Origin of the sequence: Marinomonas sp. (genome assembly GCF_965225885.1) — a bacterium.
Classification (GTDB): Bacteria; Pseudomonadota; Gammaproteobacteria; order Pseudomonadales; family Marinomonadaceae; genus Marinomonas.
On the sequence record NZ_OZ245329.1, the window covers coordinates 4,002,999 to 4,015,400 of the forward strand.

At 42.9% G+C, this 12,402-nt stretch carries 12 protein-coding genes; 6 read left to right on the forward strand and 6 right to left on the reverse strand.

The window, feature by feature from the left end; all coding sequences use genetic code 11:
• Positions 1 to 375: 375 nt before the first annotated feature.
• Positions 376 to 1,899: an NADP-dependent phosphogluconate dehydrogenase gene (gene gndA / locus ACO05V_RS19175; RefSeq protein ID WP_421855408.1), complete on the forward strand. Its 1,524-nt coding sequence runs from the start codon at positions 376 to 378 to the stop codon at positions 1,897 to 1,899.
• Positions 1,900 to 2,009: 110 nt separating this feature from the next.
• On the opposite strand, the gene ACO05V_RS19180 is transcribed toward gndA, so the two are convergent.
• Complete coding sequence (locus ACO05V_RS19180) at positions 2,010 to 2,732, reverse strand: RNA methyltransferase (RefSeq protein ID WP_421855411.1); 723 nt, start codon at positions 2,730 to 2,732, stop codon at positions 2,010 to 2,012.
• A 276-nt stretch (positions 2,733 to 3,008) separates the two neighbouring features.
• Between ACO05V_RS19180 and ACO05V_RS19185 the strand changes: the two genes are divergently transcribed.
• Positions 3,009 to 3,797: an inositol monophosphatase family protein gene (locus ACO05V_RS19185; RefSeq protein ID WP_421855414.1), complete on the forward strand. Its 789-nt coding sequence runs from the start codon at positions 3,009 to 3,011 to the stop codon at positions 3,795 to 3,797.
• Between the two features lie 89 nt (positions 3,798 to 3,886).
• Here ACO05V_RS19185 and ACO05V_RS19190 read toward each other — a convergent pair whose 3' ends face one another.
• The 5 genes from ACO05V_RS19190 to ACO05V_RS19210 form a co-directional block, all read right to left on the reverse strand.
• On the reverse strand, positions 3,887 to 4,945 hold the full coding sequence (locus ACO05V_RS19190) for a Gfo/Idh/MocA family protein (RefSeq protein WP_421855417.1): 1,059 nt from the start codon (positions 4,943 to 4,945) through the stop codon (positions 3,887 to 3,889).
• Between the two features lie 115 nt (positions 4,946 to 5,060).
• The gene (locus ACO05V_RS19195; protein WP_421855420.1) at positions 5,061 to 5,732 is read right to left on the reverse strand and encodes a YceH family protein; all 672 of its coding nucleotides are present in this window, start codon (positions 5,730 to 5,732) and stop codon (positions 5,061 to 5,063) included.
• Positions 5,733 to 5,765: 33 nt separating this feature from the next.
• Positions 5,766 to 6,554, reverse strand: coding sequence for a sterol desaturase family protein (locus ACO05V_RS19200; RefSeq protein ID WP_421855423.1), 789 nt, complete (start codon positions 6,552 to 6,554; stop codon positions 5,766 to 5,768).
• 58 nt (positions 6,555 to 6,612) lie between these two features.
• Entirely contained in the window at positions 6,613 to 7,005 is a 393-nt protein-coding gene (locus ACO05V_RS19205) for a DUF1801 domain-containing protein (protein ID WP_421855426.1), read from the reverse strand.
• A 72-nt stretch (positions 7,006 to 7,077) separates the two neighbouring features.
• Positions 7,078 to 8,232: a MalY/PatB family protein gene (locus ACO05V_RS19210; protein WP_421855429.1), complete on the reverse strand. Its 1,155-nt coding sequence runs from the start codon at positions 8,230 to 8,232 to the stop codon at positions 7,078 to 7,080.
• A 337-nt stretch (positions 8,233 to 8,569) separates the two neighbouring features.
• Between ACO05V_RS19210 and betI the strand changes: the two genes are divergently transcribed.
• The 4 genes from betI (at position 8,570) to choV (ending at position 12,351) form a co-directional block, all read left to right on the forward strand.
• The gene (gene betI / locus ACO05V_RS19215; protein ID WP_421855432.1) at positions 8,570 to 9,157 is read left to right on the forward strand and encodes a transcriptional regulator BetI; all 588 of its coding nucleotides are present in this window, start codon (positions 8,570 to 8,572) and stop codon (positions 9,155 to 9,157) included.
• Positions 9,158 to 9,297: 140 nt separating this feature from the next.
• Entirely contained in the window at positions 9,298 to 10,233 is a 936-nt protein-coding gene (locus ACO05V_RS19220) for a choline ABC transporter substrate-binding protein (protein ID WP_421855434.1), read from the forward strand.
• Positions 10,234 to 10,311: 78 nt separating this feature from the next.
• Positions 10,312 to 11,157 (forward strand): choline ABC transporter permease subunit, encoded by an 846-nt coding sequence (gene choW, locus ACO05V_RS19225; protein WP_421855437.1) that lies wholly within the window; start codon positions 10,312 to 10,314, stop codon positions 11,155 to 11,157.
• A 3-nt stretch (positions 11,158 to 11,160) separates the two neighbouring features.
• Positions 11,161 to 12,351: a choline ABC transporter ATP-binding protein gene (choV, locus tag ACO05V_RS19230; protein ID WP_421855440.1), complete on the forward strand. Its 1,191-nt coding sequence runs from the start codon at positions 11,161 to 11,163 to the stop codon at positions 12,349 to 12,351.
• Positions 12,352 to 12,402 lie beyond the last annotated feature (51 nt).

Below are 12,402 nucleotides of genomic sequence, written 5' to 3' on the forward strand. Positions count from 1 at the left end.
CATATTGAAACTTTCCGATAACGTATAACCAATTGAAAAATATAAACTTTCGTAAATTCAGTGCAATAAAACTAGCATTAATACCTAATCAGAACTTATCAACACTAATTTTTATGTAGTTTTCTTTCTTTTTTGTAGGCTTTCTACTAAATAGAAACTTACTGCCAACCCTAAAAACAACAAACTAACAACTATTACATATCAGCAACTTTTCAAAGGAAAGCCACCTAAAATGTAAGGATTCTATTAAAAAACATCAAAAAAACACAATTATTTGAATTTTTCTTACCTCTAATATGTCCTGAATCACGACGCTTCATGGTAAGATTCTTTCTTAAATTCCCCCCCAATTGTTCAAAAGGTTAATCGATACTTATGTTAAAAACGAATCAGAACTGCAATATTGGATTTGTCGGCCTGGGTGTCATGGGTAAAAACTTGGCCTTAAATTTAGCTGACCATGGCTACCGAGTTGCAGGTTTTGATCTTGACGCACATAAAGTACAAGACGTTTTAGACACCGAAGCGGCAGAACGCCCAGATCCATCAGCTGAAGCACGTATCATCGGCTGTTCAAGTATGGAAGACATGCTTGCAAACCTAGTCAAACCTCGTGTGATCGTTGTTTTAGTTCCAGCTGGAAGCCCTGTAGATGCGGTATGCAATAGCCTAATTGAAGCTGGCCTAGAAGCAGACGATATCGTAGTTGACTGCGGAAACAGCCAATGGACAGATACCATTCGCCGCGAAGCGGACTACAAAGAAAAATTCAAATTCTTTGGTACAGCGGTTTCTGGTGGTGAAGTGGGTGCTCGCTTTGGTCCATCTCTTATGCCTGGTGGCGATGCTGATTCTTGGAAATACCTACAACCGATGTGGGAAGCCGTTGCCGCTAAAGTAGACGAAAACGGTAAACCTATCGTTAGCAACACACCTGGCAAGCCAATTACTGAAGGCGAACCTTGTACCGCTTACCTTGGGCCAAATGGCGCAGGTCATTATGTAAAAATGGTTCATAACGGTATTGAATATGCTGACATGCAGCTTATTTGTGAAGCTTATCACCTACTACGTTCTTTACTTGGTTACGAACCGGAAGAAATTGGTAAGTTATTTGAAAAATGGAACCAAGGCGTTTTAAACAGCTATCTTGTTGAAATTTCAGCCGACATTCTTCAACAATATGACCACAAAACAGGCGCTCCATTAGTTGATATGATTTTAGACAGCGCAGGCCAGAAAGGCACAGGTCGCTGGACATCTATCAGTGCAACACAAATGGGCGTTCCAGCCGGCATCATCAGCGAATCCGTTTATGCTCGTGCACTGAGCACACTGACAGGCGAGCGAGAACTTGCTGCAAGCAAACTTATTGCTGATGTAGAAAGTGGCGAGATTGAAGCCGAAGAAGTAGAGAAAGCGATCGAAGAAGCGCTTTACTGTGCAAAAATCTGTGCTTACGCTCAAGGCTTCCAACTCATGCGTGCGGCTGAAAAAGAATATGACTGGAAATTTAACTTCAGTGATATCGCTAAAATCTGGCGCGGTGGCTGCATCATTCGAGCTTCTTTCCTACAGAAGATCGCCGATGCCTTTGTTGAAAACCCAGAGCTTGAAAACCTATTGCTAAGCGATTATTTCGCTGACGCCATGGCAAATAAGCAAGCAGGTCTTCGTAAAGCCGTTGTTCTTGCTGCTCAATCAGGTATTCCAACGCCATCTTTCTTCTCAGCATTAGCTTACTTTGACGGTTACCGTTCTGAAGTTTTGCCTGCCAACTTGTTACAAGCGCAGCGCGATTACTTTGGTGCTCACACGTATGAACGCGTGGACGCAGAGCCAGGTCAGAAATTCCATACTTACTGGCAAGAAGAAGGTCGACCTGAGCGTAAAGCTTAAGACCAACTTCTAGCCCATAAAAAACGCTGACTTAGCAATAAGCCAGCGTTTTTTTGTTTCAGCTTAAGGTGCTGGATTCTGTTTCAACAAAGTATTGTCAAGCGCAGTCGTCATGACTTCATTTTCTTTTCCATTGAAGTCAACATCCCTCTCAGCATACCCAACTCCTGCTGATCCAATCGCGAACGCTGAAACAAACGACGAAAACGCGTCATCACTTGCATCGGCATGTCAGGATCAAGAAACTCTGTCTGAACTAAAACTTTCTCTAAATGCTCAAGCAAGTAATCAATTTGCTCAACATTGGCCGCTGGCACATCCCATTTACTCGCCACCACAGGCGTATCTTTCATCAATAGCGTCTTCATGCGTAGCTCATACGCTATTACTTGCACTGCTGCCCCCAAATTCAATGAACTAAATGTCTCAACAGAGGGAATATGCACATGATAATTACAGCGCTGTAGCTCTTCGTTAGTGAGCCCTCTGTCTTCACGACCAAACACAAATGCTGTAACCAAGCCTTCATCAAACACTAAGTCTGCCGCTTGTCTTGGATCAACCAAAGGCCAAGGAATATTGCGTTCACGAGCACTAGTACCAATTACCAGCTGACAATCAGCCAAGGCTTCTTCTAAGGTATCCACAACAACGGCATTATCTAAAATATCTGTCGCACCAGAAGCACGACTTACCGCTTCGTCACTAGGATATTGCTTAGGTGCAACAAGATACAGATCTGCTAACCCCATGTTTTTCATTGCACGAGCAGCCCCCCCGATGTTGCCAGGATGCGATGTATTAACCAGGACAATTCTTACTTTATTTTGCATTTTATGAGGTACCAATAATAGCCGTCGGACAATGACGCGTATCTTAACAGATATTTATCATAAAGCCGCAAGCCGATCAGTTTTTAACCAAAACTTCACTAGTAAAAAGCGCACTGTTACGATAGAATTCGCGCTCTTATTTAGGCACTCGGTTTTATCACCTCTGTTAAGCAATTGATAAAACGGAGACCGCTCGCTCTTTAACACTTTATTTGGCAACTTATCGTCTAATCGACGATATGTGCATTTTAATGACGGAATAATTGACGGTAAATTATGCAACCTAGAATCAATGTCGCACTTAAAGCAGCTCGTGCCGCTGCAGAATATATAGTTCACTCGCAAGAGAAATTACTTTTTGACAAAGAACAAGGCCAGTCCGCTGAACAGGTTTATCAAACTGTATGCTCTGGCGCAGAACGCAGCATTGTTTACCACTTAGAAAAAGCCTACCCAGCTGACACCATCACGACTCGCCTTCAAGGCACAGTACAAAATGGCAATGAAGGTGAATGGATCGTTGATGCAATTCAAGGACAGCATTTATTCTCACGAGGCCTAACAGGCAACGTCATTACGATGAGCTACCTAGTTGCCGGTAAAGTGGAGCACGCTCTTGTGCTAAACCCTCACACCAAAGACGAGTTTTACGCGAGTAAAGGTCGTGGTGCTTACCTGAACAACTCTCGAATCCGTAGCAGCGCTGCGCGTACATTAGAAAACGTGACTGTCGCAGCACAATTTCCTGCGACTGATCGCCTGACATCTTATTTATCTGGTCAATTTGCTGTGCTATCTGAGATTGCAGAGCAAGGCGCTCGCGCTGTTATGCAGGATTGTCCTGCATTGATGCTTGCGAACGTTGCCGCTGGCCGTCTGGATGCAGCTTGGGGGATTAAACTTCAAGAGTGGGAAATGCAAGCGCCGCTATTTATTGCGAAAGAAGCTGGTTGTTTGTTCGCTGGTTTTGATGGCTCACCAAGCCTAGAGAAAGGCGATGTACTTTGCGCTGCGCCACGTTTGTTTAAAGTATTGTTGCCAACACTTAACAAACACCTAAACTAAGACTTAACTTTGATTTAAGAATATAGACACAAAAAAGGCTCTTTCAGTGATGAAAAGAGCCTTTTTTATTTATCACATACTTTCAATAATTAATGCTTATGATGACTGTGTTCATGATGATGGTGATGTAAATCTTCTTCATCATGATGGTGGCTGTCACTAGAGCCGTCTTCGCCTGGGTAGTACAAACCTATGTCCTGACGAATCTCATCTAGCGTTGCAATCAATTCTAAACTGTTCTGCCAACTATGATTAGGACTTTGAATCAACCCCTCTTCAAGACAGCGGTTCACTTCATCCACTTCAAACTGGTAGCCATTTCCCGGGAAATCAAACTCAACAGCGCGCTCTTTATTATCCGCACTGACAACACGACAGGACTTGGCTTTGAACCATTCAGAATCGATTTCAATGTAACCTTTAGAACCAGATAGCATGGCACGATTCGGGTTACATGAAATTAAAGACGCATCCAAAGAAGCAAGCTGCCCACCTTCCCAACCCAATAGAATTTGTTCAAATAGATCCACATCTGTGTCGCCAATTACGGCTTGGTTCTGCACAAAATCCGGCTTACCGAAAAATAATTGTGCTAAGAACACCGGATAAATACCAATATCCAATAAAGCGCCGCCGCCAAGCTCAAGATTCATCAATCGATGATTAGGATCAGTAGGTCCAACAAAATTAAAACTGGCTTGAATGCTGTTAAGATCACCAATTTCACCCTCTTCAACCCACTCAACCACTTGCTCTATAACAGGATTAAAGCGCGTCCACATAGCTTCCATAACAAACACGTTATGTTCTAAGGCTAAATCGTAAAGCTCCTTAGATTGCGCCTCATTGATAGTGAAAGGCTTTTCACACAATACCGCTTTACCCGCCAAAATACAGGCTTTGGTCAGGTCGTAGTGATACACGTGAGGTGTTGCAATGTAGATAACATCCACTTCATGACTATTAATCAATGAAAAGTAATCAATGAATGCCAATTCGATATCAAACTCGGCTGCAAAAGCATCCGCCGACACCTTATCACGAGAAGCAACCGCACGAAGTTCGCCCGCTTTGACATGACAAAAATCACTGGCAAATAAATGCGCGATTTGACCTGTACCAATAATACCCCAGCGTACCTTCTTCATAGGATTCTCCCCATAGACTTAATCAAAGCATTAACGCCCACAACACCTCTTATACATACTTAGGCATCGAACACCGCGACATTAAAAAACGCAGTAAGTTTGACGCTAAAGAAGATTATAGTCCACTGGCATTTTCAAGCTGTTGAATATATTCATTTAATTCTTGAACCTGTGCCTCTAACTCAAGCACTCTTGCTTCCAGTTGCTGCGTATATTCATCATTTTTATTAGAGGTCACCGCACTGCCAGAATCGGTATTTAGCGGTCGTTCCGTTTCGGAACAGAAACATTCTTGATAGCGCTGTTCGCGCTTACCCGGTTCTCTTGGTAATTGACAAACATAAGGGCCGCCAGTTTTCGTCTGCAGCGACTGCAAAGCCAATTCAACCTCATCGCGGGACTGGAAGCTATGCAGACGACCACTGCGTGAGCGAAGCTCTCCTGGTGTTTGCGCCCCACGTACAAACATCAGGCAGATAATCGCGGTTTCCGCTGGCGACAATTGCAAATCGGAAAATTCCGTATTACAAAATCGGTGCTGATATTTACTGACTCGACTATGAGATGCATTGATTTCAGTCACTAAGCCACGAGCCACCAAAGCATCTACCGCGTCTTGAACTTCAAGCTCTGACAACTGAGTCACAGGCTCACGATTGGACTTTTGATTACAGGCATTAACGAGGGCATTTAAACTAAGAGGATATTGATCTGGTGTGGTTATCTCTTTTTCCATAAGACAACCAATAACACGCATTTCGATAAAATTTACTTCGTGATAACTCATAGTTTTTCCTAACTGCTATTTTTCTATTCGTCTTTAACGATGCTTTTTAAAAAAGGCAAAAGGCATCACCAATACTTCCTTTAACGATCTTGGTTGATACGTCACCGTATCAGGCAGTCCTATTTTTAAATATTCATCTCCTTTTAACGCATCATTTCTTTTGCTCTTAAAAAGCGCATCCCAAATACTCAGGAAAAAACCGTAATTACTGTTCGCTTCAAGGCTCACTCTTGAATGATGTATGCGATGCATGTCTGGAGTGACCAACAGTTTCTTAACCCATGCTTCGATATTAACAGGCAATCTTGCATTCGTGTGGTTAAACATGGCAGATGCATTCAATAAAATATCAAATGCCAACACAGCCTCCACAGGAATACCCAATAACCAAACAGCTAAGGCCTTAATAAAAAGGGATAATACAATTTCAATAGGATGAAAACGTACCGCAGAACTCACATCTAATTCAGGATCAGAATGATGAACGCGGTGAATACGCCATAAGAAGGGAACATGATGAAATAGTCGATGCTGCCAATAAATTAAACAATCTAGTAACAAAACACTCAGCAAAAAAACCGCCCAGAAAGGTAAGTCTAATAGCCAAAACAGACCAAAATTCTGGTTAAACAAAGCGACGATAGACAGTAATAACGGCTGGATTACTCGAACGCTAATCGCCCCGATGACTAACAAAGAAAGATTGTGACGCCAACGTTGCCGCCACTGCAAAAGCGCCCCTCTGGGCCAATGCCATTGCCAAAAAATCAGCGAGCTAAAGACCAGAATAAAAACACCTATACGAACAGTGAAATCTATCATTTAGCAAACAGCCTAGATTAAAAAAAACTTATATATCAAAGAATAAAATGTATATTTATTATTGAACCAGCTCAGGTGATTCTCTATGGTTCAGTAAAAAATGGACTTTAATTTGTCCAAGAAGCTCCAAAAACACATTCAGATTAATGTCATCTAAACGATGAATAATCAGGCAATCATCACCAAATTGCGCATGAGGCAAACGGTTTGCAAAGGAATGTAATACACTCAAATCGGAAAAATACACGCACAAATGATCCTCGCGCGCTGCAACACCATAAAGCCAACGGGTGTTATGCTGAAAATAAGGAATACCTAAGTCACTGACCAACTCAGCTTCAGGCGCAATTAATGCCATCATTTGAATTATTTCCAACAAGTCTTCTCGCATAGCGAGAGGAGCTTGAAGGACATAATGACTAACAAAATCATTCGATGCTAACGTCAACATAAGAGCTGCTCCTGTAAATACACTTTAAACAGAGCCCGATCTCACTGACTTAATCGATTTCAAAACGAAAAATCACATAAATTTATGCTTTATTAACGCCTCTTCAATACGAGTCATCGCTTGGTCGAGAATAGATTGGGGACAACCAAAGTTTAGGCGAACATAGTTAGGATTGCCAAAATCTTTACCATCAGAAACACCCACACCAGCATCCACAAAGAATTGATAAGGATTAGCAAGTGATAAAGCAGAAGCGTCAATCCATGCAAGATAAGTAGACTCTAAATGCACCATTGTCAGTGGTGTTGCCGCAATCCTTTCGGCTAATAAATCTCGATTACTTTTTAAATATGCCAATAGGTCTCCATGCCACTCTCGACCCTCTTCATAAGCAGCTGTTGCGGCAACCAAACCAAGCATATTAGGCGATGGAATTAAACCCGCCCTCTCTTTATTAAACGCTTGGCGCAGCTGAGCGTTTTCAATTACCGCGAAAGCATAACCTAAACCAGCAATGTTAAAGGTTTTACTTGGCGCCATTAAAGTAATCGTGCGATTCGCAGCGTCTTTATTCAAACTGGCAAAAGGCACATGAGGTAAATCATCCAAGATCAAATCGCAGTGAATTTCATCACTCACCACAACCAAATCATATTTTTTAGCAAGGGCATGAATACTTAATAACTCGGCCCTGGTATAAACCGTGCCACCTGGATTATGCGGATTACATAACAGAATCATCTTACTTTTTGGATTGGCGCAAGCGGCTTCAAATTGCACCATATCAGGAACCCATCTACCATTCTGAATAGTCATATCCACATTTAGTAAGCCACGCCCAGACAACTCCGGAGCCTTTGTTAAATGGTAATAAACAGGGCCAGGAACGACTATGCCATCCCCTTCATTTGAGAAGGCGCGAACGCTTAAATATAGAGCGCAAACCAGTCCGGGCAAATGCACCAAATGAGCGACAGAAATATCCCAATCATAGCGAGATAATAGGTGTGATTGAATTGCTTTCACCAAAGCTTTTGGCGTATGAGCATAACCATAAACACCTTTGTTAACTCTTTGATTTAAAGCCTCTTTAATGCAATCTGGCGAATCAAAATCCATGTCCGCCACCCACATAGGAATCACATTATCAGGAAATTTAGACCACTTATCGCTGCTCATATCTGATCGATCTATCAGAGTATCAAATACCGAAAAAGAGACATCCATTACATCACACTCCAATCTTTGATTTGGCTTTATAATTAACTCAACTTTGACCGAAAACTCCAGCCATAATAGCAGCTAAAGAAAATGAAAAAAGGCGAGGTTAAGATAGCGGCTTAAGTAAGATATAAGCAAAAAAATCCTCATTTCTTATCTTAAACCGACACAATAGCTCTCAAAAAAGACTAAAAAAAATTTAAATAGCCATTTAACCCTTTAAAATCATACAGTTAAATTACTTAGAGAACTAAGTTTTCTAATTGTCAAGGGTTGACCTAAATTGCACAATCAGCCTAGTATAGTTTTCATTAAACGACTGTTTAATAAAAAAGGATCCAGAATGCCAAAAGTTGGAATGCCTGAAATACGTAAACCTCAGCTCATCGAGGCCGCAATAAAAGCAATAGACAAATACGGTTTTGCGGGGGCAACAGTCAGTGTTATTGGTAAAAAAGCAGGCGTTTCTCCAGCCATCATCAACCACTACTTTGGTGGCAAAAATGGCTTGTATGAAGCGACAATGAGAAGCCTGATTAGTGAGTTTTTTGACGGTTTGTCCAAAGAAGTCATCAAAACGAAAGATAAATCAGCTAAACATAAAGTAATGGCCATCGTAAAAGCCAGTTTTAGCCAATCTCAAACACATCCCCAAGTTGTCAAAGCTTGGATGGGGTTTTGGGCATCAGCCATGCACACACCCTCTTTGTATCGATTACAAAATGTCTACTCTAAGCGCTTACAAACAGCGCTTGTGTGTGTACTAAAAGAAGAATTTGAGATTAAAAAAGCCCGTAGCATCGCGCTTACTGTCGCAGCACTTATCGACGGTATGTGGCTACGAGGTTCATTGGCTGGCGGCATTAACAAACAAGAGTCAGCGCAGCAAATACAAGATTACTTGGATCTCGTGTTTCAGGATCGAACCTAAACACAGCATTAACATCATAAATATTATTTTCGGTAGCCAATAAAACACGCTGCCAACATTTTAGGAGTTCACGTTCAGTGCCAGCACTCGGTACTGTATTCGCTCATTGATTTTGAGTTCAATAGAAAGAGGGTAAGGGTATGCTAAATAAGACAAAAAAGACCGCAATCGCCATTAGTATGGCAAGTGTTTCGGGACTAACTATGGCAGCAGATTGTTCAACAGTTCGCTTTTCAGATGTGGGTTGGACGGATATCACCGCCACTACCGCAGTAACCAGTGAAATCGTCGAAGGTCTAGGTTACGAAACCAAAACACAATTGTTATCTGTTCCTGTTACTTACACGTCGCTAGCAAATGGCGATATCGATGTCTTTCTAGGCAACTGGATGCCAACCATGCAGGCAGACATCGAACCTTACCTAAAAGCAGGTACTGTTGAAGACCTTGGCGCAAATCTAGTCGGTGCAAAATACACACTGGCCGTCAGCAAAGACGCTTTTGATGCCGGTGTAACAGACTTTTCAGACATCGCAAAACACCGCAAAGAATTTGCTGGCCGTATTTACGGTATCGAACCTGGCAACGACGGCAACCGCATTATCCAAGACATGATTGATAAGAATGCCTTTGATCTGGGCAATTTCCAATTAGTTGAATCCAGCGAAGCTGGTATGTTGTCTCAAGTTAGCCGAAATACCCGCCGCAACAAATGGATTGCTTTCCTAGGTTGGGCACCACACCCAATGAACGCCAACTTTAAAATGGAATACCTTTCTGGCGGCGATGATTACTTCGGGCCTAACTACGGCGGTGCCGATGTACACACCAACGTTCGTAAAGGCTACATCCAAGCATGCCCTAACGTTGGCAAGCTCATCACCAACCTAAAATTCTCTTTGCCGATGGAAAACCAAATCATGGGCGCCATTCTTGATGAAGGCAAAAAACCTAACATTGCAGCAAAAGAATGGCTAAAAGCGAACCCTCAAGTTCTTGATGCTTGGCTTAAAGGTGTAACCACTCAATCTGGTGATAACGGCCTAAGCGCTGTGAAATCACATCTAGGTCTGTAATACATCACTTGCACATCACCGCTCCCTTAACGACACACCGTTAAGGGAGCGTCATTGAACTATCGGGAGAACACATATATGAATTGGCTGACGGATAATAAAATCCCTCTTGGCGCTTGGATGGAAAACTTTGTCGATTGGCTGGTTACTGCGGCTTCCGGTTTTTTTGATCTAGTCTCTACAACATTAGAAACCATGATAGTCACAATGGTCGACGCGATTGATTCCATTCATCCGTTTACTGTTATTGCCATTATTTTAGTGGGCGTTTGGTTTCTTCATCGCAGCATTGGCTTACTTGTTTTTATCACTTTGTCCCTATTACTGATTATTAATATGGGTTACTGGGTGGAAACTATCCAAACCCTAGTGCTGGTCGTCTCTGCAACTGCGATAAGTGTTTTAATCGGTGTGCCTATTGGGATTGCGGCCGCTCATCGGCCTTGGCTATACACCATGCTGCGTCCGATTCTGGATTTAATGCAGACCATTCCAACCTTTGTTTATCTTATTCCAACTCTTATTTTATTTGGCTTGGGCTATGTGCCGGGCTTGATATCGACCATTATTTTCGCCATTGCCGCACCAATTCGCTTGACTTATCTAGGGGTTAGCAAGGTGCCCAGTGAACTGATCGAAGCGGGCTTAGCCTTCGGTTGTACAAAATCAAAACTGCTCTACAAAGTTGAACTGCCAGCAGCCATGCCAAATATCATGGCCGGCGTAACACAATGTATTATGTTGTCTTTATCCATGGTGGTTGTCGCGGCTTTAGTCGGGGCAGATGGCTTAGGGAAGCCGGTTATCAGAGCATTGAATACGGTAAACATTTCCCAAGGGTTCGAAGCAGGTGTTGCCATTGTATTGGTTGCCATCATGTTAGACCGTATTTGTAAGTCGCCATCATCTAAGAACGCGGGGTAATTTATGTCTGTTGTAACAATTGAAAACGTCGACATTGTCTTCGGTGACAATAAAGCAAAAACACTCCCTCTTATGGACAAAGGTCACACTCGTGATCAAATCCTTGGTATGACTGGCGACGTAGTTGGTGTGCAGAACGCCAACATTGACGTCAACGAAGGTGAAATTTGCGTCTTGATGGGACTGTCTGGATCAGGCAAATCGACCCTACTGCGCGCCGTCAACGGTTTGAATAAAATTGCCCGTGGTCGCTGCCTTGTCAGAGACGGCGACAAAATGGTCGATATGGCAAAATGTGACGATACGACTCTGCGCCACATGCGTACTCGTCGCGTCTCTATGGTATTTCAAAGCTTTGCCTTAATGCCTTGGCTAACCGTACTCGAAAACGTTGCTTTTGGTTTAGAAATGCAAGGCATGCCGAAAGCTGAACGTCTTAAAAAGGCACGCGAGCAGCTAAAAATGGTCAGCCTAGAAAAATGGGCGGATAAAAAACCAGATGAATTGTCTGGCGGTATGCGCCAACGCGTTGGACTAGCTAGAGCTTTCGTAATGGACACAGACGTGTTGCTAATGGACGAACCTTTCTCTGCGCTCGATCCATTAATCCGTTCACAACTTCAAGATGAGTTGATCGAGCTGCAAAGACGCTTAAATAAGACCATTATTTTCGTTAGTCACGATTTGGATGAAGCACTGAAGATCGGCACCAAGATTGCCATCATGGAATCCGCTAGAATCATTCAGGAAGACGCTCCTGAGCAAATCGTCCTAAATCCAGCTACTGAGTACGTAGAGAAGTTCGTTGCCCACACCAACCCTCTGAACGTACTTCGCGGCAGCTCGCTAATGACACCATTGGCTGAATTGGCAGTGCAAGGTGATAAAATTGTCATCAATGATGACGTTCGGATGACCCTAGAAAATGGCAAATTGGCTTCTGTTCAAGGACCAAAAGGTGACATCCCAACCGCCCGTTGGACACCAGAAACCATCATTGCCAACGTACCAGATAACACCGTTTTCATTGTGCCTGCTAACATTGCCATGCGCGATGCGGTAGAGCTCCGCTATCACTCCAACCACTTCATGGTATTGGAAGAAGCTGGGCAATGCATCGGTATCCTCAACGACCATAATTTTTACCACGCCCTACTTGGTAAACACTTTGGACGCGAAGAAGCCGCGGCTTAGCGATTTTCTCTAGATCAGATAGAAAGATAAACCCAATTTGAAATGCAGATA